A 25,826-nucleotide genomic window follows, 5' to 3' on the forward strand; every position below is an offset into this window, starting at 1 on the left:
CTTATACCATATTTGTCAGACTCTCCGGCTTGTCCTCGACTCGGTTCGTGACTCGAAAAGTATCGAACCCGCGATCGCCCTTCAGTGCAAGGTTTTCTCAGCTTTCAGTTTTCAACACCCCTTTAAACAGATTAGAGGCGCGATCGCTCGCGCCTCTAACAATAAATTCGATAAAATTCAATGTTCGATCGATCGGATTGGCGATCGAACTTCAAGGGGAAAATAGACAAAAAAGTAGGCGATATCTTGACAAACCTTGTTTTTTTGAAGTCATAAGAGGAAGGTGGGAATTTGACCCGAGCTTCCCCCTATGACTTCACCGGAAACGCGATAATACCCTGCTTATTTCCTTTAAATTAGGACTCTTCAAGCGGGGTTAAATTTAACGCATTCGGATGACTATTTTGCTCCTTGGCATCTCCTTTGACGAAAGCAACGGCCTCTCGTAAAGCAACCCGTCGATCCATCAACAAGTTTTGCGGCGGAATCAAATCGAGAATGCCGAATTTTTCCAAGCGTTTTTTGATTTTGCCAGTAGCTCCGACAATAAACACTTGACATCCTTTTTCGCGGGCTTCTTGAATCGCATTTTCAATCGCCAGCGAAGAAGTCACCCCTAACAAAGGAACGTCACTTAAATCGAGAATCAAAACATCGTAGTTATCCACCACCGCTTGTTCGCGAGAAATCGCCTTCGAGACTCCGAAGATCATCGGACCGCTCAAGTGGAAGAGCAACACGCGACCGTCGGCTTCTTGCAAGAGCGCTTTCTCTTCATCTTCAAGGAGAATTTCGTCATCCGCATCGGTAATCGCTTTGACATCTTTCGCTTGCAAATCGCTCAAGCGCTGAATCGTGAGGACGTTGGCGACGAACACACCGACACCGACGGCGACCATCAAGTCCACCAAGACCGTCAGGGCAATGACGCCGTACATGATTAACGCACCTTTCCAAGAAACGTGATGGGCGCGTTTTAGGAAACTCCAGTCAATAATGTCGATCCCCACCTTGAGGGCAATTCCGGCTAACACCGCCATCGGAATCGTTTCGGTTAAATCCGCAGCCCCGAGGATGACCACCATCAGAACGATCGCGCGAGTCAAACCGGAAAGGGCAGTGCGACCGCCAGTTTGAATGTTGACCACCGTGCCCATCGTGGCCCCCGCCCCGGGCAGTCCGCCAAACAGACCGGACATGATGTTACCGATTCCTTGACCGATCAGTTCTTTGTTGGAGTTGTGGTGGGTGCGAGTCAAACTGTCGGCGATCGTCGAAGTTAGCAAGGCGTCGATCGCCCCTAACATCCCGAGGATCATCGCATCGACCAGCATCGTGCGAATTTGAGCCAAGGTGAAGAAGGGCATTTGCATACTGGGTAAGCCCGTGGGAATCCCTTCGCCTTGGTTGCCGATCCGACGGATGGCGTCAATGTCTCCAAAAAAGAACAGAGACAGAACCGTACCGAGAATTAAGGCCACTAATTGCGGCGGAACTAAACGACCCCATTTCGAGGGCATCAACCACAGAATCGCGACGGTCATTACCCCCAATGTGGCTTCTGCCGGATTCATGGTCGAAATCAATTCCGGCACTTTCTGTAGGGTCGCCAACACGCCGCCCACGCTGCCATGTCCGAGGAACGGCGCGATCTGAAGCACGATCAGAATCAAGCCAATTCCGGACATGAACCCGGAAACCACGGTATAGGGCATCAGGGTGATGTATTTCCCGAGTCCTAACGAACCGAGCAGGATTTGGAAGAGCCCGCCCATCATCACGACGGTAAACGCCATTGCCATACCGTTTTCGGGATTGGCTGCCGTGAGGCTGGCGACGATCGCCGTCATGATCACGGTCATCGGCCCGGTCGGTTCGGAAATCAAGGTCGGCGTTCCACCGAATAAGGAGGCAAAAAATCCGACGAGTACGGCTCCATACAAGCCTGCTTGTGCGCCCGCTCCGGAGGCCACCCCGAAGGCGAGCGCCATCGGTAGGGCGATTACGGCAGCCGTTACCCCGCCAAACAGATCGCCCCTCACGTTACTTAAATTTATACGATTGGTCAATTGCATAGAGTAGTATTGAAATTGGAGGAAATTTGGAAAATATGACTACAAGCTTATAAGCAGATGCTTACAGGGTTATAAGCATCTGCTTATGTTAACACCTGACCTATAAATTTCTATTGACGTAACTGATTATTTCGGGCCGTCTGGAAGGATGAATCGATGAATGTTTTGTAAAAAACAAGCATTATTAAAAATATCTAATTATTTTAATTTGTAAGATTTATATTCTAAAATAAATTGTAACTATAAAGTAAAAAAAGGTTAAAAATCGATGGCCTATTTTTCTCGATCGAGAAGTATAAATAATTTTGATGGTCTAACTAAAAAACGTAGCGATCGCAAGGGGATTGGGGCGATCGCCACGTTTCTATTGAGGCTAAAACCCTTAATATGCCGTGGTTATGCCTCCGGGAAGCGACCTTCTTTAACTTCCGTGCTGTATTGGGCGATCGCCTCGCCAATGGTGTGCTGCAAATTGGCATAAACCTTGGCAAAGGGCGGCTGGCGATCGCTCAGTCCGAGTAAATCGTGAGTGACTAAAATTTGACCGTCACAATGGGGACCCGCACCGATGCCGATCGTCACGATCGCGAGGCGATCGGTAATGCGCTGGGCTAATGGTGCTGGAATATGTTCCAACACCACCCCAAACGCTCCCGCTTCTTCAAGGGCGATCGCCTCGTTTAAAATTCTTTCCCCCGCTTCCGGGGTTTTTCCTTGCTTGCGATAGCCCAACTGATGCACCGATTGGGGGGTCAACCCCACGTGACCGAGTACCGGAATTCCGACGCGAACCAGACGGCTGACTGTAGCGACCATCTCAGGATAACCCCCTTCTAACTTCACCGCTTGCGCCCCGGTTTCTTTCAAGATCCGTCCCGCACAGTGCAAAGCTTGTTCGGGACTTTCTTGATAGGTCAAAAACGGTAAATCGACTACGGTGAGGGCATTGACCACCCCGCGCCGCACGGCTTTGGCATGGTGTAGCATTTCATCGAGGGTCAGGGGTAAGGTCGTTTCATACCCCAACGACACCATCGCTAATGAGTCTCCAACGAGGATCAGATCGACTCCGGAGCGATCGAGCAACCGCGCCGAAGCGTAATCCCATGCAGTAAGCGCCACAATCCGACGCCCCTGCTGTTTCCATTGGTTCAAATCCTGGGGGGTAACTGGCATAAGGAGATTGTAGATTGTAGATTTTAAATTTTAAATTGGGGAAGTGGGGAGTGGGGTAGGTATTTTGGCGGCAAGTTGGAGGATGCCGATGTTGAGGAGTGGCGGGACGGTTCGCCGATCGCCTATTACCTCTTGTCTCTTCCTGCTTCAGCGCCAACCGAGCAATCGCAACAAAGGAACGAGCAGATAATAGCTAACACCGAGACAAAAACTGCCGAGAATTCCTAAAAGGCTGAAAAAGACCAGACTTTCCCAAAATTCAGGCCAACCGGGAGCGCTGGTTAGGGCGAGAAAGGGAAACCAGACCGGGGCGGAAAAAGCATATAAACCCACCATTAATAAGGTGGCGGTGCCGATCGCACTGGTGGTGGCGTGGAAGAGCTGGTAACGGGGCAATCCCAAACCGAGGGCAATCGAGGCGATTGCGATCGCGCTGAAAATCACGAACTCCGGTACGGCGATCGCCTCACCCAACCCGCTCCGATTTAAGGTCAACGCCCCACAACTATATCCGAAGATCCCCATCGCCCCGGCGATGATAAAGCGGCGATGTTGTCCGAAACTCCCTGCTTCGGTCAATCCCAGGGCGGTTCCGAGTCCGGCGAAGGCAAACAGCAACACCACCGGATCGATCGCCACCTCGGTCCCGGGAAACCATTGCGCGATCGCGGTGGAGAGGCGATCGCTCAGTCGCAGTCCGACTCCGGATCCGTAAGTCAGACCGAAGCCGACACTCGCCCCAATGCTGGCGCCGAGTCCGCCCATCAACATTCCCATCAGCGTATCCCAACAGGCGCGCCAACTCCACCCGAGGACGCTCAAGCTGGTTTGCACGACGGCGGCGATCGCCCCACCAGCGAAGCGAGTGACCCGGGCGATCGCTCCTCCTCCTCGTTTGAGAGCGGTTCCGACGACTTGCAAGGCGATCGCGGTTTGGGTCCAGGCGATCGCCCCCAGACTCGGTTTTCGCTGGCGCACGAGGGTCTGAATTGCCGAAAGATTGCCCAAAATGGCGCGAAATTCGGCAACATCGGCGGGGCGCTCTTCCGGACGCCCGGCAATCGCGCGATCGATCGCAGCCCCCAACATCGGGGAAACCGCCACCGCCGCACGCCAGCGACATTCGAGGGTCATCGGATCGTCGAATTCTCCCGGCGGTTTTCCGGTGAGTAAGTGAACGCAGGTGCGACCCAACGCATAAAAATCTGCCGTCGGGCCGACCGAGCCCCCGGCGATTTGTTCCGGGGGACTGTAGCCCGGAGAAAATAAGCGCGTCGAACTTCCCTGAACGGCGCCGAGATGTTTGGCGCCGCCAAAGTCGATCGCTACGACCTGTCCGCTTGTCACCCTTACCATCAAATTCGCGGGTTTGAGGTCGCGGTGGATAATGCGATGTCGGTGTAACTCTTCTAAAATATCGAGGGTTTGGTTGAGCCAGTCCACTACCTGAGATTCGTTAAAGCCCTGGGGATGGCGATCGAGCAGATGTTGTAAGGTTTCTCCCTCGATTTTTTCCATCACCAAACAGGGCAGCGATCGCGCCTGGGGAAAGTTCAGGTGAAGGAGAAAATAGCCGTCTGCTTCTACCCGAGGGACTCCGGGATGGCGCAAATTCATTAACACCCGCGCTTCTTGCTCGAACAGTTCGACGGCTTTCGGTTGGGTTTCGGTTAAGACTTTGAGGACGCATTGGCGATCGTCGCGACTGTCGTGAGCGAGATAGGCGATCGCAAATCCCCCGGTTCCTAATTTTTGTAAAGCCCAGTAGCGCCGCGCCACGCACAGGGGCGTGCCACAATTTTGACAAAATTGATTCCCCCCACTTTGAGGGAACGGTCGCGAACAATCGGGATTGATGCAGTGAAGCTCGGTGAACTGCATGAAAATGCTCGACAATCAATAAATAGTTGATGCTCGATCCAATCGGGGCGATCGGAACCACGCCGTCCCCCTCCCGACTTTCGATCCCCCAGTCGCGATCCCCGGCGTCGATCCCCTTCGTAAAGATTTTATTGTTATGCCCTCGGCGATCGTCCCTTCTTCAGTCAAAGACGATCCCTTTCCGTCCGCACTCCCTTTCCATACCATAAAAAGGCAATTTTAAGATGTAACAAAAAATTAAGTTTTGCTACAGGGGATAAACAATAATTATCTGAGAATAAAAGATATTTGAAGTTTATCTTATCGGATTCCTGATATATTTAATTAGCAAACGAACGCAAGCAGCCTGCTGATTCCGTGAACCCCCCCAGAGCAGGAGCTAGAGACTTACAGGTTCCACCACCTGGGAGCGCGAAAAGCACTCAAAAGGGAACTGGGAGACAGGCGAGGCTGCGGAAAGTTTAGAAGATTCCTAGGAAGGGGGATTATGTCTTACAGTTCGACTCAAACGCAGTCAAAATCCGGCTACGACGCTGGGGTAAAAGATTATAAACTGACTTACTACACTCCGGATTACACTCCCAAAGATACCGATATTTTGGCAGCGTTCCGGATGACCCCGCAGCCTGGAGTGCCGCCGGAAGAAGCAGGAGCTGCAGTTGCGGCTGAGTCGTCCACCGGAACCTGGACCACCGTGTGGACCGACTTGCTGACCGATTTGGATCGCTACAAAGGTCGTTGCTACGACATCGAACCTGTTGCCAACGAAGATAACCAATATATTTGCTACGTTGCTTATCCGTTGGATCTGTTTGAAGAAGGCTCCGTCACCAACATGTTGACCTCGATCGTGGGGAACGTGTTCGGGTTTAAAGCCTTGCGTGCCTTGCGTTTGGAAGATTTACGGATTCCGGTTGCTTACCTGAAGACCTTCCAAGGCCCGCCCCACGGGATTCAGGTCGAGCGTGACAAGATCAACAAATACGGTCGTCCCTTACTCGGTTGCACGATCAAACCGAAACTCGGTCTGTCCGCGAAAAACTACGGTCGTGCGGTTTACGAATGCTTGCGCGGCGGTTTGGACTTCACCAAAGACGACGAAAACATCAACTCGCAGCCGTTCCAACGCTGGCGCGATCGCTTCTTGTTCGTCGCCGACGCCATCCACAAAGCTCAAGCGGAAACGGGCGAAATCAAAGGTCACTACCTCAACGTCACCGCCCCGACTTGCGAAGAAATGATGAAACGGGCCGAGTTCGCCAAAGAACTCGAAATGCCCATTATCATGCACGACTTCTTGACGGCTGGCTTCACCGCCAACACCACCTTGGCGAAATGGTGCCGCGATAACGGCTTGTTGCTGCACATTCACCGCGCCATGCACGCCGTGATCGACCGTCAGAAAAACCACGGGATCCACTTCCGCGTCTTGGCAAAATGCTTGCGGATGTCCGGTGGCGACCACATCCACACCGGAACCGTCGTCGGTAAACTCGAAGGCGAACGCGGCATCACCATGGGCTTCGTGGACTTGCTGCGTGAAAACTACGTCGAACAAGACAAGTCTCGCGGGATCTACTTCACCCAGGACTGGGCCTCGATGGGCGGCGTGATGGCCGTTGCCTCCGGTGGGATCCACGTATGGCACATGCCCGCGTTGGTCGAAATCTTCGGCGACGACTCCGTGCTGCAGTTCGGTGGTGGAACCTTGGGTCACCCCTGGGGGAACGCTCCCGGTGCGACCGCGAACCGTGTCGCTCTCGAAGCTTGCATCCAAGCCCGTAACGAAGGCCGCAACTTGGCTCGCGAAGGGAACGACGTTATCCGCGAAGCCGCTCGCTGGTGCCCCGAACTGGCTGCCGCTTGCGAACTCTGGAAAGAAATCAAGTTCGAGTTCGAGGCGATGGATACGGTCTAATCGAGACCTTTGGTGGGAGGGAAAGAGCCAGAGCGCATCTTGTACCTCCCCCGAGATCGCCTGTTAGCCGCAGGTGGACGGAGTGCCTGAAGCGTTGGCAATCGGGTGCGATCGCCTCAAAGGGAGTTGTGGATTTCAAATCAAATCAGAGTATCCCTCACTGCTGTTTGCCGCAGGGAAAGGGAGTAAGGTGGTGTATCCAAATTGAACATTTGGCTCCATCGGATTTGAGAAGAATAAAAAAAACTTCCCTAAAAGCAACTCACGCGATCGCCATTGACAACCGTTATGGATATCAAACAGATTGCCAAAAGTACGGCCAAAGTCCTCGCCAGCTATTTAACCTATCAGGCGATGCGAACCGTGATGGCTCAGTTAAGTGAAACGAATCCACCTTTAGCCTACTGGCTGCAAAGCTTTTCCAAAAGCGACAAAATGCAAGATGGAGAAGCCTATCTGGAAGATTTGATGCAGGCCAAACCGGATTTAGCCTTACGGATGATGACGGTAAGAGCGCATTTGGCGGAGGAAATTTCAGATTTTTTGCCGGAAATGGTTCGCACGAATATCCAACAAGCCAACATGGAACATCGACGGCAACATCTGGAGCGGATGACCAGCATTAGTGTTGGCGATCGCGATCGCGAAGACACCGCCTCCAGACCGAACGCAGACGAGCATTCCAGTTGACCCTTCGGGTTTTGGCTCCGGCCAACCCCACAAGCATTCATCGTAGATCCACGAGCATATCGAGTAAGCAACCCATGAAAACTCTGCCTAAAGAGCGTCGTTACGAAACTCTTTCCTATCTTCCCCCCCTCACCGACGCCCAAATTACCCGTCAAGTCCAGTACATCTTAGACCAAGGTTACATTCCGGCGATCGAGTTTAACGAAGACTCCGATCCCACGGTCTACTACTGGACCATGTGGAAACTGCCCTTGTTCGGCGCTCGCTCTACTCAAGAAGTACTCAGCGAAGTTCAAGCCTGCCGTTCCGAGTATCCCAACTGCTTCATCCGCATCGTCGGTTTCGATAACGTGAAGCAGTGCCAAATCCTCAGCTTCATCGTTCACAAACCCGGTGGCAGCCGCTTCTAAATTCTCGCAGCCCTGAAACGGAGCGAAAATTAGATCCAATTTAAAAAAGGGACGAAACTCAGCGCGAGTTTCGTCCCTTTGCTCTTGTTATTGTTTATTTTTAGAAAAAAACGCTACACCGACCTCCTTTGCGGGTCGTGGAGTGCGGCAATTTGCACCTTTTTCAGGCACAAAACCGAACTCGGGCGATCGCCCGACCTCGATAAAGTAAGTACAGAAAGAGGTACAAACCAACTCCTCCAAGCCTACCTCATCCACTTACAGCAGCGAAACTCAGGAGGTCGAGAATTATGGCACTGATTCGTTGGGAACCCTTCCGAGAAATCGATAGCTTACAACGGGAAATGAATCGCCTGTTTGAAAGTCTCTCCCCCGACGGAGAACGCACTGGAATCGCCTTTGCACCCCCTGCCGAACTCGACGAAACCCCAGACGCATTCGATTTGAAATTAGAAGTTCCAGGAATGGAACCGAACGATCTCGATATCGAAGTCACCGCCGAAGCCGTCCGCATCAGTGGCGAACGCCGCAGCGAAACCCGCAGCGAAGAAGGTGGAACCACCCGCACTGAATTCCGCTATGGCAAATTCAGCCGCGTGATTCCCTTACCTGCGAAAATCCAAAATACCGAAGTGAAAGCTGAATACAAAGACGGCATTCTCAAAGTGCACCTACCGAAAGCGGACGAAGAAAAACATAAAGTCTTCAAAGTAAGCGTCAGCTAAGGGCAAATTCACTCCAGTAAGGGTCAAACCGTCCCTTTCGACGAGACCAACTCGATCGATCGCGGACGGTTTGGCCACCGAAACGACAACAAACGACAACAAGGGTTAAGATTCCAGAGGGGAAATGCGATCGCACTTCCCCTTTTTTTTGATTTGTTTTTTGATTTGATGGGTTTGAGTTCAAATTGTTGCAACTTGATTGTCTGGCGGAGGGGACTGTGATGTGGGGCGATCGTTCGCTGAGGGTAGTACAAACAGTTTTGGAACCCCTAGTGCCAGTGTCGCCTTCGAGGACTATCAAGTGATGTTTGCGAAGAAACATAAGTAAATTCCGCCTGGGTGTTCGGTGACACTCCTGGCGGATCGCGGTTTTAACAATGGGAGCGGGAATTCCCCGATTCTACCGAAGGTGAATCGTGGGATGAAAGCGACTCTTCGGCAAATCAGTTATAATCTTATCATCTGGCTATATCGGCGATGGGCAAAATTACCCCGATTTAAATCCAAGCAGGGAAGGCAATCTATCAGTTATCCTCAAAATGTTAAGTTTGAGGGAAATTACATCAAACTGCCTAAAGTTGGGTTAGTGCGTTGTCGTCAGCATCGAAGTTTTGAGGGAAAAATCAAAACTGTAACCCTCTCCAAAAATCCAGATGGTAAATATTATGCTTCAGTTTTGGTAGAGGGTAGAGAAGAACCTCCCTTTCCCTCAACTGAAGGAAAAGCAATTGGCATTGATTTAGGGCTGACCGATTTTGCGATGACCAGTGAGGGGTCGAAATACAATAATCCCAAGCATTTTGATAAACACGCGCAAAACCTAAAAAGAAAACAGCAAAAACACGCTCGAAAAAGGAAAGGCAGCAACAACCGCAATAAATCGCGGGTAAAAGTTGCCAAGATTCACGCCAAAATAAGTCGCTGTCGTGAAGATTTTCTCCACAAGCTATCCCGTAAGATAGTGAACGAAAACCAAGTGATTGTGGTCGAATCCCCCCTAACCCCCCTTAATAAGGGGGGAACTAAAGGGGGGATAGGTATGGTTCGCCATCACCAACTCGCCAAAGCGATTAGTGATGTCGGTTGGGGAATGTTTTGTACGATGTTAAAGTACAAGGCTGAATCAGAAGGAAAAGTTTATCTAGAAGTCGATCGATTTTTTCCTTCTTCTAAAACCTGCCATGTATGCCTCAATCAAACCAAAAGCTTGTCTCTTGATGCGAGAAGCTGGACTTGCGAACATCGCCAAACCCATCATGACAGGGACATCAATGCCGCCATCAATCTCAAAAATGAAGGCTTACGGATATTAGAGTTAGGAACTCGCTCTACTGCCCTTGGAGGGGATGTAAGACGAGGTGGTAGAACTTCAGTTCTATCTAGCGCAGTCCCCAGTGAAGAGGGAAGCCGCTATTGTAATCTTTGATTCAATAGCGGTAGTTCACTCGTAAGCACCTGTTGCAACGGCTACAGATCCATCAGTGGGAATAGGTCGTGAAACTCTCAGATTGAGTTCTCAACGCTGGTGACGTTCTCACGATGAAACCCTTGACCGTAGACGACTTTTCTGCACCACTAAGGGGTTGTGGGTCAGAACGTATGCGCGTGTAGCACCTCCGCGTCACAGATATAGGTGATGCCCGAATAATCGTCGAAAAACCGCGCTGCGACCTCATCCGAGATTCTCAGGGCGATCTCCCGATTTGCGGTGAGTATCTCGATCTTTATATTCGAGTAGAAATCGCCAACGGTAGGTTGTCCCGACGATCGCACGTTGCGACTCCCTTTACCGCCAGCAGCCACCACCGTATAACCGGTAGCCCCGGCTTCGTCGATGATCTTGGCGATCTTTTTCAGCAACAACTTTTCCGTGACAATGACGAGCTTGCTGGTTTGCTGGGTCATGTGGGTTACCTCTTGCTGTACTTAATTAACGCCTTGATTATACATCAAATACCCAAGACAGTTAATTCGCACGAATTGAACGGTGCGAATTGCCTCATCAATGGCAAAGTATTGAGTTGTACTTGCTTTGCTTTTGTACTCGTTGACATACCTCACCGTCCTCAAGGAACGGTGATTCCTTGATGTTTCATCGAGACTGGCTACTCAGTAGTCTCACCGTCTCTCCACGTCCGTTTAAAGTCTCCCAATGCCCTATGGCGACTGACTGTATTGTAGGGGAAAAGTTGTCAAAGTCGTTGTGGAAAGACGGTCTCTTAGACCCAAGTTTTTTTGATAACAAACATTACTTTACCTTTTGAAGCGTAACTGTGCAATAACATCAAAGTAGCTGTGTCAGGGCCGATACAGCATTTTCCTCTGCTATGCAAGACATTTAGATCCCCCTAAATCCCCCTTAAAACGGGGGACTTTCCTCTAACCCCCCAAAATCCCCCCAACCCCCCTTTGAAAGGGGGGTTGGGGGGATAGGGGGCTCGGCACTGTACCTCATGAGATGCCCGAGTGCTGTAGGGGCAACAGGTTTCTGATGTTGTTGTCATAGAGAGTCAGGATCTCGAAGGTAGTCCATTCACTGAGCGGCGCTAAATCACGAGTGGCATTGTTGACGATGAAGAGATGTTCGAGGTTTTTGAGCGATCGCAACGGGGTAATATCTTCACTCGGGTTGATGCTTAGGGACAGCCAGATGAACTGAGTAAAGCCAGCCAGGGGTTGTCAGTTGTGCAACTCCAATCACTCTAGCACCAGAGGATCTTCTTGACTGACGAGCGCATCCGTCTCGGCGCAATCTTGGGTGCCGACGATGGTTAACAGTTGGTCAACTGTATGTTGTAGTGGCAGGGGGCAGATCGGATCGTTGTTCGCAGCACTTGGTAAAGCGCTGAATTGATGTTTCATTCACCGATGTTTTCTGGAGGGATAGGCCCAACACGCCGAGTCCGATCGCAACAAAGGACAGCGCCAATCAGCCAACAGAGGGAATGATACTCATTTGAATCTTTGATAAACGGCATGTCCTATGGAGAAAGGCGATCGCAATTCACATTAACCAGAGATGGGGATCGCCAAACAAGAAAAAGAAAAACTTATGATTTGAATTTGACATTGTATTTCAAATCCATGTTACAGAGCGCAAAAATCTGTACATTTCAGGATAGACTTAAACACATCGAGATTCAGGTCTTAATAAATCTCGATCTATAAGAGGTGTTCCACGACAGTGACACCTTCGATCCCCGTTCGGAGAGCAGCAATCTCCGAACACCCTGGCCACAGGTTCTAGCATAACCCCTGTGCTTTAGGGGTGAACCGTTTCGCCCTTAGTTTTTAAAGCTCACCTATCACAATAGTCACTCCTCGTTAGAGGAGGTGTAAGGAGGTATTCAATTCGTGGAGTTTTTATCCGAGTTCTTGACGCGCTTCGTGGATAAGTTGCAGTCACCGACACTCGGCTTTCTGATTGGTGGTATGGTCATTGCCGCCGTCAATAGCCGACTGCAAATCCCAGATGCAATCTATAAATTCATCGTCTTCATGCTGCTGATCAAAGTCGGGCTGAGCGGCGGTATTGCGATTCGCAATGCCGATCTCGCGGCGATGCTATTGCCCGCACTGTTTGCGGTGGTAATTGGGATTCTGATCGTGTTCATCGGGCGCTACACACTAGCCAACTTGCCGGGTATCAAAACTGTGGATGCTATTGCAACTGCAGGCTTGTTCGGTGCTGTGAGTGGCTCTACCCTGGCCGCCGCCCTGACAATGCTAGAATCGGAAAGTATACAATACGAACCCTGGGCTGCCGCACTCTATCCCTTCATGGACATCCCCGCCCTCGTGACGGCGATCGTGTTAGCCAGCCTTTATACAAGCAAGCAGAAGCAGCGCCGTGCCGCAGAAGAGAATCTCAGCAAGCAAGAGGCTCTCAGCAAGCAGGCGGTTGCCGCAGGCGGCTATCCCAGCGAGCCGGAGTATCCCACCACCCGGCAGGAGTATCTCAGCCAGCAACGCGGTACTGAAGACAACCGGGTCAAGATCTGGCCGATCGTCAAGGAAAGTCTCCAGGGTTCTGCTCTATCGGCACTACTACTTGGCCTTGCCCTAGGCATACTAACCCAGCCCGAAAGTGTCTATGAAAGCTTCTTCGATCCCCTCTTCCGAGGTCTACTTTCGATCCTGATGCTGGTCATGGGGATGGAAGCCTGGGCAAGGATCGGCGAGCTGCGCAAGGTGGCTCAGTGGTACGCCGTATATGCCTTTGTGGCACCTCTGCTGCATGGACTCATTGCCTTCGGTTTCGGCATGGTTGCCCACCAAATTACGGGATTCAGCCCTGGCGGCGTCGTGATCCTGGCCGTCATCGCCGCCTCCAGTTCGGACATCTCCGGGCCGCCCACTTTACGAGCTGGTATTCCCAAGGCCAATCCCTCCGCCTACGTGGGTTCGTCCACAGCCGTCGGCACCCCAGTTGCGCTTGCTGTAGGAATACCGCTCTACATCGGTCTTGCCCAGGCGCTCATGAGTAGCTGATTCCAGACGGTCGCAGTCTGCCGGTGCTACCCCAGCCCGGCGACCGACCAACTCGATGTCTATGCCAAGGTCTGCGTCGTCTCCATTCAGCAGACAGGTGGTTAGAAATAGTAGACCTTTTGCCAAATTAAATTGGCGCTCTATTTAGAAGTTTATTTTTCGTCTTCTTCAGAATTTAATAAGTTCGGATTGAAAGGGTTGGTATTGTCTTCTTGAGAAGATGTTGGCGGTTGAATTAAGGTATTTTCTGAGGATTCGGGACGGTTTAAAGACTCGACGAGTTCGGTGAGTTGTGCTTGTACGGAGTTGAGATCGTTGCCAAGTTTAGAAATGCGCGAGGCGACGACTTGTCCGCGATCGGGGGAAGTTTCTTCTCGCAACGTGGAGACGAGGCGATCGCCTAATTTCGTTATTCCGATATTCATTTGTTCCGTATAAACCTGTAGAAGATCCACCAATCGCGTCAGTTCTCCCTGGACTTCTACGAAGCGATCGCCGCGCGTTGTCATCCGTTTTTGTAAAGCGTCGATGGTTTTAATCACGGAATGGAAAATTTCGGCGCTTTGTTGCAGTTGCGCCACAATTTGACCCAGGGACCGTTGGTTCGCTTCGGTGACGTCGAGAACTTGAGTAGACTTTTTACTAATATGGCCGACTTGTTCGCCTAAATGAATCATTTCTTGACTCGTGCTTTGTAGGGAGGCGATCGCCAGTTGGATCCCCTGAGTCGATTGATTTAACACCGCCGCCGATCGCGATAAATCGCGCTGAGTAGTCGCTAAATGTTCCGTCGAACTCGCTAATTTATTAGCAAATTGAGTTCGTTCAAAGGTTTGCGCGGATTCCCGGAAAATAGTTGCGCCAGACATCATCGAACTGGCAGATTCCATAAAGCGATTGTAAACTTGTGTCGCTAGATGATTGGCTTCGCGATTTCCTTCAACAATTTGGTCTACTTTACCGCCTAAAGAGGTTTCGACGGCTTGACTGACCGCGATCGCAAATCGATCGCCTAAGTTATTTAATAACCCTTCAATGCGATCGACGGCTTTATCGAGGGGCGATCGTTTGCCTAATGCAGGTTCGTAAATATTGGTTAAATAGTCTTCTAGATTCCCGATCAGTTGATATTTTGCAATCGTCGTATTTCGTAATAAATTAACGATCGTTAAAATAGCACTACAAGTGACTGCCGTAAGGCTACTAATAAAAGCAATCCCCATCCCTTGTAACGGTCGCTGAACTTGAGTAATTAAATCGTCAATACTACCTACCCCAAATTCGTTAATCGTTTGACTTAAAAGATTGAGATTGATCGTAATTCCGAGGAAGGTTCCGAGGAGTCCTAATGCGAGTAATAAATTGGGAAAAAACCGACAGAGATAATCTAACTGCTCGTTGCGATAGAGATATTGACTGTAAACGCGATCGATGAGAGCGGAAGTATTGAGTTGTTCTAAATTTGGGTGCATTTCATACACCCGGCGTTCGAGTTCTTCAACAATTTTCGGCTTTTTGCCGCGCGGTTCTTGGTCGATCAAGTAACTGACGCGGCGACTGAGATATCGCAGATGCTGATAGATTCCGAGGCGAATTAAAATGGCGATCGCCGTCAGAATGATGAGAATAGCTGTAAAAACAATCAAATAAGGAGGAAACATTGAAGATCCTTCAAACAATGGGGGAAATAAAGCAGAAACGACAATCGTTCCGGCGATCGCGCTGATATATTTGTACATCGTCTATCGGTTGAATTAGAATATTGTTATGTTTGTAGACTAAAGATCGATTGATGTTAAACAGAGAGACATTTACGACCCCTATCTATCATTCCTGGATTTAAGGGAACCACCGTAGGGACAGAAAAATTTTTCGCCCCTCATCAGGTTGACTCAAAAATTGACGCATCTTTTAAACTATTGAAAATATTTGTAAACCTATGAAGTTACTGTAAGTCTTGACGCGATCGCGCAATTTTAGTTTCAAGTCATTTGTACAGGGAAGATTGGCCAAATTCCGGGACGCAGATCTCGCGTCCCTTTCTCGATTAATTGTAACTCTATTCTAACTCGCGGCGTCCTTCTAAAGCGCGGGCTAAAGTGACTTCGTCCGCATATTCCAAATCTCCACCCATCGGCAATCCAAAAGCAATTCGAGTCACTTTCGTAAACGGTCTTACCAACTGTCCGACATATAGGGTTGTGGTTTCTCCTTCGACACTAGGATTAATCGCTAAAATAACTTCTTTCACTTTTTCTTGGCTGACTCGACGTACTAATGCTTCGACAGTTAACTGTTCCGGTCCGATACCGTCCATCGGCGAAATGACGCCCCCCAAAACGTGATAAAGTCCTCGATATTCGCGAGTTTTTTCTAAAGCAATTAAATCCCGCGATTCCGAGACGACACAAATCGTACTTTTATCCCGATTTGGATTGCGGCAAATTTCGCAAATAGGTTCGGCAGAAAGATGAAAGCATTGCTGACACAAACCGACTTGTTGTTTGGCTTGAATTAAAGCTTCGGCGAGGGCTTCAATTTCGGCATCGGGACGCTTTATCAGATATAAAGCCAATCGTTGAGCTGATTTGGGTCCAACTCCGGGTAAACGTTGCAGTTGCTCGATGAGGCGAGCTAAAGGACGAGTATAAACGGGAAGCCTCCTATTTAGGGGATAAAGGTCGTTTTTTATTGTAGCAATTGGGATGGGGGGTGGGGAGTTGGAAGGGAAGGGATTAGTGGTTGTAGCCAAAAGCCAAAAGCCAAAAGGAAAGAAGCAAGAAGAAGTGAGGAGTTATTAGAAGTTGGGAGTGACGGCCTTTTTTACGATCGCGAGTTACACCCACTCGACCTATCCTTCCCGTGGAAACACTAATTCAACCAATCGATGATGGCTTTGACAACATTGAGAATTGCTATCTTAAAATTTGGCCAATTTTGCGGAATAGTTAAAGTGGGTCTTGTAGTCTTTCTAGAGATGAAAATCAATGAGTGAGTGTAGGTTTATGAAAATCGAGAAATAATTAATTGTCAATTCATTTAAGTCATTAAAATTAGGCACTAATAAAAATAGGCACTAAAAAGGACAAGCGATCGCGGCGATCGCCGAATGTTCAATCTCGATTCAATCTACATCCTGTATGGAGGCTTAAATTTCAAATTTTTAATCTAAAATCTAAAATCTAAAATCTCAACCCAGGACGCGGCGAGGGAGTTCGATCCGAAACCTCGAACCTTGCCCGAGTTCGCTTTCGACCGTGATTTTCCCGTGCATGAGGGTGACCAAAGAATTAGCGATCGCCAATCCCAAACCCGTACCGGAATACTTGCGGGTCGTCGTTTGATCCACTTGTCGGAAAGCTTCAAAAATATGCTTGAGATCGGCTTTAGGAATGCCAATTCCCGTATCGATGAGAGTAATTGCGATCGCCTCCGAACCGATTTCGCTCACTTCAACGCGAATCGAACCGGATTCGGTAAATTTAATCGCATTGGAGAGCAAATTGGAGATCGCCTGTCGCAGGCGGAGGCGATCGTTATAAACCGTCGCATCGCTTAAATCGATGTCGATTTCTAAGCCTAGATGTTTGCGATCGGCCAAATTTCTCAACTCCTCGCAGGTAGCGCGCACGAGCAAATCTAACTCGAACTCTTGCAACTTGAGTTGAGAATTGCCCCCTTCGATCTTGGACAAATCGATAATATCGTCAATTAACTGCAGCAAATGCCTGCCATTTTCGACAATCCGCTCCACCATTTGCTGTTGTTGCGCTGCGAGGGGATGGCGCCGCGATCGCAGCAACACTTGAGCAAAACCGAGAGCCGCATTCATCGGCGTTCGCAGTTCGTGAGACATGGTAGCCAAAAACTGGGATTTGAGGCGGGATGCCTCGCGCAATCGGGCATTTTGTAACTCAATTTGCTTGCGTTTGGCGTCGAGTTCCTGATTTTGCCGAGCCAGGATCTGATTCTGCACTTCGAGCAATTGCTCGCGTTCTTCGAGGATCTCGATCGAGCGGGCATTATTAATAGCGATCGCCGCTTGTTCGCCGACCGCAACCACCATTTGACGGCGACTTTCGAGATCGAAACTTTCCGCATTTTGCCAGTTACCGACCAACAGCACTCCCAAACGACCCGCTTGCGCCGATTCAATCGGAACCGCATAGACGGCGGCGGGAATTTCACCCAGGGCCATCCCCTCACCTTCGCTACCGACGGCGATCGGGTGCTGGCGTAAGTGAGCCGTTCCCGTAGAAAACACCTCGTGCAGTAGGGAATCCTGGGTCGCCAACGGTTTACCGAGGGGTAAATGTTCCGTACCGCTTCCGGCGGCGGCGCGCAATTGCAGCACGTCGCTGTGGTGGTCGTGCAGGACGATCGCGCAAAACTCGGCGCTGGGAATCGCATTGCAGACGCTTTCGACCATCAATTGCAACAACTCCGGCAAATCGGCAATCTGTTGGTTGAGCCGATTGGCTAACTGCTGCAACGTACTCAGTTGCCGTTTCTGCTCGTCCAAACTGGCGACCGTTTTGCGCAGTCGTTCCCCAGTTTCTTGCGCCTCGCGGTAGAGGAGGGCTTTTTCGATCGCCAAAGCGGCCCGACGGGCTAAATCTTCGGCAACGGCGAGATCGGCTTCCGTATAACATCCCGGAGTGGAGGACGACGATCGACTCGACGGCCCGCGCACTAACAAGATCGAGCCGAAGGTTTGATGTCCGAAGCGAATCGGCAGGCAAATATAAGCGCTGCAGCCGAGCGATCGCAGTAATTCCAACTGTTCGGGATCCACGGCGACGCGATCGAGTTCTTCCGGTTCGATCTTCAAACAGTAATCCGCCGCTTCGGTCAAGTGAAACACCGCATCCGGTCTCACTCCCGTCGAGGCGCCGGGACTGGGGGAACGAGATGCTGCCAGAGACTTGAAATAGGGATAAGTTCCGTCCGCATCCACGGGATAGCGCCGTTGTAACTCCCACACTTGCTCTTTTTTAGCCGGATCGACGTGACCCACGGCCAAGCAGCGACTGGATGGGGTCGCTCCCCGGGTGGTTCCGGAGGGAGTTTCGATCGCGTCGATCGCGCACCAGTCGGCCAATTCCGGCACGATCGCGTCGGCGAGATTTTCTAAGGTGGTTTGGTAGTCGAGGGAGGCGGCTAATAAGGTGCTGGCGCGGGATTGAAACAGGCGCGAGGCTGCGATTTGTGCTCGTTCGTTACTCAAGCGCGCTTGGGCGGCTTCGGCGGCTTGCAAGGCCGACTTTTCGCGCACGACCAATTCATCTTTGAGTTGTTTGGTGGCTTCGAGTTGTAAGCTTTGCTTGCGTAGGAGGCGATCGAGTTCCGCATTGAGGGCGCGTATTTCCGCTTCTTGTTGTTTGCGCGCGGTGATATCGCGAGAAACGGCGATCGTTTCAGTTTCTTGGATGCCGTCGCGATCGTAGTGTACCCGTCGCATGGTGGTCTCGAACCAGATGTAGGTGCCATCTTTGCGGCAGTGGCGGTAAGTTAAAGTCTGGGAGGGGTCGCGACTCTCCTGGGGAGACCCTGGACGATCGCCGTTACCTGCTCCACGATCGGCGAAATCGTCGATCTCGCTACCTGCGAGATCTTCGGGATGGAAAAACTCGCGCCAGTGGTGTCCGACCAGTTCTTCCGGTTCGTATCCGAGCAGGTGACGACACGCCGGAGAAGCGTATAGGTAAACCCCCTCGCGATCGTGCCGCGAAATCAGATCGTTGGAATATTCGGCGATCGGGCGATCGCGTCGTTCGCGCTCTTTCAGTACTCGTTCCCGTTGCCGATCTTCGGCGATCTCGGTAAACGCGGAAACCACCGCGTAGGGCCGGGTTTCCCCGGGATGGAATAAGGGGATGCAGTCGAGGGAAAGCCAGCAGAGCTTACCGTCGGGCTGGTGAATCCCGATGGTGCAGTCCAATTGCGATCGCCCGCTTTCCAAGGCGACTCGTACCGGGTGAGTGTCGGCGTCGAAGGGGGAACCATCTTCCCGGATCGCCCGCCAACGGGAGTCACTGTAAGAACGACCCTCGATCTGCTCCGCCGACCGTCCTAAAATCTCTTGGGCGCGGTGGTTGCTCTCGGCGATCGTCCCGTCGGTGAAATGGACGAGAATCCCTTCTTTGAGGGCATCGACTACCGCACGGTAAAGCCGTTGTTTCTCCCGCCAGGGTGTTCTGAGTGCGTTGGGTGTAGGATCGTCATTCATACGTCGGAAATCGGGCATATTCTCGGGTTGGACGACTCCGAAATGCCCGTTGTGTTTGAGGGCAGGATGGCTCGGCACACTCGAAGAAGATCCGGTACTCGGCAGTAATAAACTCCAACCCGAACCGCAGCGCGTCTCGGTTCCGGTACCAAAGGGGAAAAAAGCGTGCAAGTGGTGGGGGAGGGATCTGTTCCGGTTTGGAGGGTTCGGGTTGCGGGGTCGTGGGTCGTCGAAGCCGTCGCCGATCCCCAATCCATCATTTTCTCGGAAGAATTGCAAGAGTAAGGCCATCCATCGGTACGTTTGGCGATCGCACTGGGAGAAGGAACCCTCGGCCTCTTTGAGGGGAAAGTAGGGGCGATTCGCGAATCGACCCTGCGACGATCGCGCGAAGGCACTGCCGATCTGTTGCAATCCTTGGCGCAAATACTCTTCAGCCTTGAAGGGTTTCGGGTTGTTCTTGAGGGGGTTCTTGGAGTTCGACTCGTTGCCCCCCATCCATACGGAAAGCTGTTGCAAGCATTCGGCGAGGTAACTTTGTCGTCGTTCGATGTAGCGAACCGCTTGTTTGAAGGGGTGAATATCGGTGTAGGTTCCCCACCATTCGATAATTTTGCCGTTTTTGTCGTGTTTCGCGTTCGCCTGCGCTAACATCCACCGATAGGCTCCATCCCAGCCGCGCAAGCGAAAGGCGACTTCTTGACAATCGCCACGATTCTCCTGGGAAGATGCCGAGCGATCGCCCGCGATCGTATTTTGGAGGTTGTGGCGGTCTTCGGGATGAACCGCCTCTAAAAAAGCCCATCCCAAACTGTGCTCCGGTTCCAAGTTGGTATAGGCTTGCCAACGTCGGTTGAAATAGCAGATCGCCCCGTCGGGATTGGCTTTCCAGACAATTTGAGGTAACAGGTCCATCCGTTCGTCCTCGGCGGGAGAACGCACGGATTTACGATGCGGGCGATCGGCCAACCTTGAGAGTTGAGGTTCCGGATCGGCGATGGGATCTCGGCGTTTTTTCATCGGTCTTTATCTACTTGTCAACGGGTTTTTAAGTGACAATATGCAATTCTTTTGTTTAGCTGTTGAATCGAATGAATCGAGAGTAGGGGCGATTCGCGAATCGCCCCTACGGCGATCGCGCCGGGTCTCTCCAGAAAAATTGCGACTTAACCCCGGAAAACCGATCGCTCCTTGCCAAAAGTAATCGGCAATTTAAGACCCGATTTTGCACTTGATATTGATTGAAAATACCAGCCAGTTTGGGTTGGTTTCTATCTCTGAAAAATTGATTTTCTTGTTTTTATCGCTTGTTAATAGACTTTCGGGATTTTCATGATTCGCTTGTTCGATTGATGCTGAACTCAGTTGCCTGGAATTCAAGGAACGCCGCCAACAGCCTCTCCCTCACTGGCGAGTCCGTGGCCAATCGGGGCGATCGTCCGAATCCTACGCGCGCTCCGGCGATTGGTGCAAGCCGCGCGATCGTCGCTGCAGATGGGGACGCCCCGCGATCGCCCGGAAGAGCGATCGACCCTACGAACGGTTCGACAAAATCCTCGATTTAGGCGAAGTCACCTTAACCGTTTGGGTAATTCTCCACAAATCCCTGAGTGCGACAATCGGAACGGCGATCGCTAGAATTGAGCTGTTAAAATTGCAAATTTACCATTTTGGTAAACTCCCAAAAATAACTGCTATTCCCCCTCGCGATCGATGTTTCCGAGAGTTGTAAGGGCGATTCGCGAATCGCCCTTACAACCGCGATAAGGTATTATTATCTAAGGTACCGAAACCAGGAGATTGAAAAACGAATTTCAACGTCCCGAAATTTGCCGATCGCCCCCTTCCAAACCAACCCATCAACAAACGCTAAAATCACCTCAAGTCGGCTCGAATCGCTTGATTGCTTTTAATTCGGGAAAAACGCGCGACCGCCCCTGAATAAAGCCAATTCGAGAGTCTTTTGGAGGCCGAGGGTCGAGGGGTTCGACTCCCGGAAGGATGGAAGATCGGCAAAAATGCCTAAGATCTAGATAATTTAACTGTATCGAGAGGGTCGCCCTCTTAACCTCTATCTGTAGGGGTAGTTTCCCAGTTGTGCAGTTCAAAGTTTCGTTAAAGATAGGTGGAAAATGAGTGAAATTCGCGTGGCTCTAGTCGAAGATCATGACTTGACCCGGATCGGTATCCGAACCGCTTTGCAGCAGTCGGACGAACTGGAATTCGTCGGAGATGCGCCCAACGGCAAGTCTGGGTTAAAGTTAATTCTCGATACTCATCCCGATCTGGCGATCGTCGATATTGGGTTGCCGGATATGGACGGGATCGAGGTGACCCAGCGCCTCAAACAAGCTCAGGAGGACGACAAACATCCGACCCGAGTGTTAATTTTGACGTTTCAGGATAGCGAAGATGCCGTCTTGGCGGCTTTTGCTGCGGGGGCTGATTCTTATTGCATGAAAGATATTAATTTTGACGAGTTGCTAGAAGTCGTCAAAGTGACTTACGAGGGGAATTCCTGGATCGATCCGGCGATCGCGGGGATCGTTCTCAAACAGGCACGTCAATCGCAAACGGAGCGAGAGACTGCGGACAATACGGTGAGCATCAAAGCCCCCAAACCGGAAGTCACTCAAATTCTCGAAGCCTATCCGCTCACCGATCGCGAGTTGGAAGTCTTGGAGTTGATCGTGCAAGGATACAACAACGCCGAAATTTCCGAAAAACTCTACATCACCGTGGGAACGGTCAAAACTCACGTCCGCAATATCTTAAATAAACTCTGTGCTGACGATCGCACTCAAGCGGCAGTTTTGGCGTTGCGATCGGGTTTAGTCGGCTAATTCTTGCGAGGATTCCATCTAGAGAAAACAGGACGACGATCGAGAAATCTAGAGCAATGTTGGGAGAGTGGCGGGCATCTTGCCCGCCAAGCCGAGAACTATCCAGTCAACAGGTGCGATTGGGAGTTTATTTTGATTTTAGGGACAACCCAGTTTTAGAAGGGACCGATCGCAGACGGCGGCGACGGCGGGACGTCCCGGTAAATACGCCGACGATCCACCGTTGCAACCCGTCGATGTAAGTAAACAAGACCGGAACGACCACTAAGGTGAGCAAGGTAGAAGTCGAAAAGCCGCCAATTACCGCGATCGCCATCGGGGAGCGCACTTCAGCCCCCGCCCCCAGTTCCAAGGCGATCGGCATCATTCCGGCGATCGTCGAAAGAGTCGTCATCAAAATCGGACGCAGGCGGGAGATCCCCGCCTCCACGACCGCACTAAATTGCTTCATCCCCTGCTGTTGGTTGGCGATCGTACAATCGACCAGCAAAATCGCGTTTTTGGTCACCAATCCCATCAACATCACGATGCCAATTAACGCGAACAACCCCAATTCTTTCTGCATCAGCATCAGCCCCAACAACGCCCCCCCAATCGATAAGGGCAGCGCCGCCATAATCGTCACCGGGTGCAGAAAGTTGTTATACAGCAGCACTAAAATTGCGTAAATTGACAGCACCGCCAACCCCAACGCCCCTAAAAAGCGGCTGAAAATATCCCGCATGATCTTCGCATCTCCCGAAGGTTGCTCGGAAACCCCGGCAGGTAAGGGATTCATCGCGGGTAAGCCCTGCACCTCGGCTAAGGCATCCCCGAGAGAAATTCCCTGTAAATTGGCTTCGACGACCACCTGACGGGCGCGGTCGTAGCGATCGATTTGGGCCGGACCACTGCCGATCGAAACGCGGGCGACCGCCGCTAATGGCACCGTTCCCCCGGTCTGGCGGGGAATTTCCAAGTTGTTAATCGTATCGAGATCCTCGCGGAAGCGTTCGGCAATTTGCACCCGAATCGGGATTTGACGGTCCGGCAAGTCGAATTTGGCTAAATTTGCCTCGTTATCCCCGATCGTTGCCAGGGAAGCGGTCCGGGCGATCGCCCGCACGGAAACCCCCAAATCTCCCGCCCTGGCGATATCCGGCTCGATTAAAATCTCCGGCTTGACCAAACTCGCCGTCGAGCTGACTTCCACCAAGCCCGCAATCCCGCGCATTTGGGCTTCTAGGGCATCTGCCGCCTGTTTCAGCGCCGCCGGATTCTCACTTTTAAGCACGATCGATAAATCTTTGCCGCCGCCCCCGGCTCCGGAAGACTGGAAACTGACCCGCGCCCCGGGAATTTGCAGGAATTTTTGACGACTTTGCTGCTCAAATTCCTGCTGGGTCACCGTGCGTTCTGCCTTCGGTTTTAAATTGACGTAGAGGGTCGCCTGATTGACCGCGCGATCGCTGCCTCCCGTTCCCGCAGTGGCTAAAATACTCGATACTGCCGGGTCGTCCTGTAATAACGCCATCGTCTGCTGCATGGTGCGATCGCTGTCTTCGAGGGTCGAACCGGGGGGCCGTTCGATATTGACCGTACTCAGTCCCGTATCCCCGTTACTGAATAAGCCTTTGGGAATATACGGCACCAATTGCAAACTGCCGATAAACAACGCCACGGCAATTAATAAGGTCGCGATCCGATGGCGCAATCCCCACACGAGCAAACGACGGTACAACCCGAGTTTGGGGACGGCGATCGCCCCTTCGGAGGCTCTCGTTTTCGCCTTCGGCTTTAACAAATACGCCCCTAACATCGGCGTCATCGTCATCGCTACCAAGGTCGAGAACATCGTCGAAACCGATACGGTCACGCCGAAGGGCTGGAAAAACTGACCGGGAACGCCCCCCATAAATGCTACGGGTAAAAAGACTGCTACGATCGTCGCCGTGGTCGCCAGAACCGCCAAGCCAATTTCCCGGGCCGCATCCATCGCCGCGCGATAGGGCTTTTTCCCCATCGTTAAATGTTGGTCGATATTTTCGATCGTGCAAATGGCGTCATCGACTAAGTTCCCGACGGCGAGGGATAAGGCGAGCAAGGTCATCCCGTTGAGGGTATAGTCGAGCGATCGCATCACCATAAAGGTCGGGACGATCGACAGGGGTAAAGCAATCCCGGTAATTAAGGTCGCGCGCCAGTCGCGCAAAAATAGACCGACCACGCACACGGTCAACACGCACCCCGCCACCAACGCATCGATTGACGCTTGATAGGAATCGCGAATCGCATTGGCGCGGGTGAAAATCAGCTTGAGATCGAGATCGTCCGGTAAGGTTTTTTGCAACTCGGCGATCGCTTCGCGCACCCCTTCTTCCACGGTGACCAAGGTACTCCCCGTCGATCTCAGCACCGAGAAAGAGACCACCGCGCGGGCGATCTCGCCGTTCTCCGACGGGGGTTCGCCTACCTCCCAAAACCTGGCCAGTTGGCGGGCTTCGGCGAAACCGTCGCGGACTTCGCCCACACTGGACAAGGGAACCGATTCTCCCGACGGTAGGAGAATTTCGTAATTGCTCAATGTGGCAACATCCGGGGCGCTACCGAGGGTGCGGATCGTTTTTTCTCGTCCTCCGGCGTCGCTGCGACCGCCGGGAAGGTTGATATTGAGGGCGCGGATTTGGTCGTTGACTTCGGTGGCGGTAATTCCGAGGGCTTTGAGGCGATCGGGATTGAGTTCGACGCGCACTTCCCGGTCTAAACCGCCGACGCGATTGACTTGGGCGACGCCGGGCACGTTGAGTAAGGCGCGGCTGATGGTGCGATCGACCAAATCGCTCAATTCTTCGACCGATCGCCCTTCGGAACTGACCGCGTAGGTCATAATCGGTCCCCCGGCAAATTCCAACCGTTGCACGATCGGATCGTTAATATCTTGGGGCAGTTCTTGCCGAATTTGGGACACTGCATTGCGAACGTCGTTGGTGGCGCGATCGCTATCCGTTCCTAAAACAAAACTAATGGTGGTGGTCGAGATCCCGTCGGTCACCGTGGAAGTGAGTTCGTCGATGTTCCCCAATCCGGCGACCGCATCTTCAATCGGTTTGGTCACCTGAGATTCGAGTTCCGACGGTCCGGCCCCCGGTTGGGTGACGGTGACGGTGACGGCGGGGATGTCGATGTTTGGGTTATTGTCAATTCCCAATTGTCCGAAGGACATCAATCCCACCACGGTCAGAATTAAAAAGGCGACTAAGGTGGGAACGGGTTTTTTAATCGCTGCGGTGGAAAGATGGAAAGACATTGGGGAATTTTTTTAGATTTTTTGAGAGTTTTTAGATGGGGGGCGATCGTCAGTTGGGTGTTAAAGGTTGGACGTGAGAGTTTCGCCGTTAGAAGCGCGCCG

General features: G+C 51.6%; 16 protein-coding genes. 8 read left to right on the forward strand and 8 right to left on the reverse strand.

Translation table 11 applies throughout. The features are described 5' to 3' along the window. Positions 1–356: 356 nt before the first annotated feature. The 3 genes from bicA to HCG48_RS09550 all read right to left on the reverse strand — a co-directional run bounded on the left by bicA (position 357) and on the right by HCG48_RS09550 (position 5,132). Positions 357–2,075 carry a bicarbonate transporter BicA gene (gene bicA / locus HCG48_RS09540; RefSeq protein ID WP_168568952.1) on the reverse strand — a complete coding sequence of 573 codons (1,719 nt, stop codon included), beginning with the start codon at positions 2,073–2,075 and terminating at the stop codon, positions 357–359. 396 nt (positions 2,076–2,471) lie between these two features. Next, positions 2,472–3,251 (reverse strand): 3-methyl-2-oxobutanoate hydroxymethyltransferase, encoded by a 780-nt coding sequence (gene panB / locus HCG48_RS09545; protein WP_168568953.1) that lies wholly within the window; start codon positions 3,249–3,251, stop codon positions 2,472–2,474. Positions 3,252–3,398: 147 nt separating this feature from the next. Beyond that, positions 3,399–5,132: a serine/threonine protein kinase gene (locus tag HCG48_RS09550; RefSeq protein WP_168568954.1), complete on the reverse strand. Its 1,734-nt coding sequence runs from the start codon at positions 5,130–5,132 to the stop codon at positions 3,399–3,401. Positions 5,133–5,619: 487 nt separating this feature from the next. Here HCG48_RS09550 and HCG48_RS09555 point away from each other — a divergent pair, with 487 nt between their 5' ends. The 5 genes from HCG48_RS09555 to HCG48_RS09575 all read left to right on the forward strand — a co-directional run bounded on the left by HCG48_RS09555 (position 5,620) and on the right by HCG48_RS09575 (position 10,301). After that, the gene (locus HCG48_RS09555) at positions 5,620–7,050 is read left to right on the forward strand and encodes a form I ribulose bisphosphate carboxylase large subunit (protein ID WP_168568955.1); all 1,431 of its coding nucleotides are present in this window, start codon (positions 5,620–5,622) and stop codon (positions 7,048–7,050) included. Positions 7,051–7,338: 288 nt separating this feature from the next. Continuing rightward, the gene (rcbX, locus tag HCG48_RS09560; RefSeq protein WP_168568956.1) at positions 7,339–7,740 is read left to right on the forward strand and encodes a RuBisCO chaperone RbcX; all 402 of its coding nucleotides are present in this window, start codon (positions 7,339–7,341) and stop codon (positions 7,738–7,740) included. 74 nt (positions 7,741–7,814) lie between these two features. Further along, entirely contained in the window at positions 7,815–8,150 is a 336-nt protein-coding gene (locus HCG48_RS09565; RefSeq protein ID WP_168568957.1) for a ribulose bisphosphate carboxylase small subunit, read from the forward strand. 290 nt (positions 8,151–8,440) lie between these two features. Next, positions 8,441–8,875 carry an Hsp20/alpha crystallin family protein gene (locus HCG48_RS09570; protein ID WP_168568958.1) on the forward strand — a complete coding sequence of 145 codons (435 nt, stop codon included), beginning with the start codon at positions 8,441–8,443 and terminating at the stop codon, positions 8,873–8,875. Positions 8,876–9,296: 421 nt separating this feature from the next. Continuing rightward, positions 9,297–10,301 (forward strand): RNA-guided endonuclease TnpB family protein, encoded by a 1,005-nt coding sequence (locus tag HCG48_RS09575; protein ID WP_246260001.1) that lies wholly within the window; start codon positions 9,297–9,299, stop codon positions 10,299–10,301. Between the two features lie 164 nt (positions 10,302–10,465). Here HCG48_RS09575 and HCG48_RS09580 read toward each other — a convergent pair whose 3' ends face one another. Beyond that, positions 10,466–10,780, reverse strand: a complete 315-nt coding sequence (locus tag HCG48_RS09580; RefSeq protein WP_168568959.1) for a P-II family nitrogen regulator — start codon at positions 10,778–10,780, stop codon at positions 10,466–10,468. A gap of 1,449 nt (positions 10,781–12,229) precedes the next feature. Here HCG48_RS09580 and HCG48_RS09585 point away from each other — a divergent pair. Continuing rightward, positions 12,230–13,366 (forward strand): sodium-dependent bicarbonate transport family permease, encoded by a 1,137-nt coding sequence (locus HCG48_RS09585; protein WP_168568960.1) that lies wholly within the window; start codon positions 12,230–12,232, stop codon positions 13,364–13,366. 152 nt (positions 13,367–13,518) lie between these two features. Here the strand turns inward: HCG48_RS09585 and HCG48_RS09590 are convergent, their stop codons facing one another. From HCG48_RS09590 to HCG48_RS09600, 3 genes are all read right to left on the reverse strand, one after another. Then, positions 13,519–15,105 carry a methyl-accepting chemotaxis protein gene (locus tag HCG48_RS09590; RefSeq protein WP_168568961.1) on the reverse strand — a complete coding sequence of 529 codons (1,587 nt, stop codon included), beginning with the start codon at positions 15,103–15,105 and terminating at the stop codon, positions 13,519–13,521. Positions 15,106–15,425: 320 nt separating this feature from the next. After that, positions 15,426–16,058, reverse strand: coding sequence for a recombination mediator RecR (gene recR, locus HCG48_RS09595; RefSeq protein WP_168571827.1), 633 nt, complete (start codon positions 16,056–16,058; stop codon positions 15,426–15,428). Between the two features lie 498 nt (positions 16,059–16,556). Beyond that, a complete protein-coding gene (locus tag HCG48_RS09600; protein WP_168568962.1) occupies positions 16,557–20,615 on the reverse strand; it encodes a PAS domain S-box protein in 4,059 nt (1,352 codons plus the stop codon). A gap of 332 nt (positions 20,616–20,947) precedes the next feature. On the opposite strand from HCG48_RS09600, the gene HCG48_RS09605 reads away from it, so the two are divergent. Then, positions 20,948–21,160 carry a hypothetical protein gene (locus HCG48_RS09605; RefSeq protein ID WP_168568963.1) on the forward strand — a complete coding sequence of 71 codons (213 nt, stop codon included), beginning with the start codon at positions 20,948–20,950 and terminating at the stop codon, positions 21,158–21,160. Positions 21,161–21,727: 567 nt separating this feature from the next. Next, positions 21,728–22,438, forward strand: a complete 711-nt coding sequence (locus HCG48_RS09610; protein WP_168568964.1) for a response regulator — start codon at positions 21,728–21,730, stop codon at positions 22,436–22,438. Between the two features lie 127 nt (positions 22,439–22,565). On the opposite strand, the gene HCG48_RS09615 is transcribed toward HCG48_RS09610, so the two are convergent. Further along, positions 22,566–25,724 carry an efflux RND transporter permease subunit gene (locus tag HCG48_RS09615; RefSeq protein ID WP_168568965.1) on the reverse strand — a complete coding sequence of 1,053 codons (3,159 nt, stop codon included), beginning with the start codon at positions 25,722–25,724 and terminating at the stop codon, positions 22,566–22,568. Between the last annotated feature and the right edge of the window lie 102 nt (positions 25,725–25,826).

This window comes from Oxynema aestuarii AP17 (assembly GCF_012295525.1).
GTDB classification, from domain to species: Bacteria; Cyanobacteriota; Cyanobacteriia; order Cyanobacteriales; family Laspinemataceae; genus Oxynema; species Oxynema aestuarii.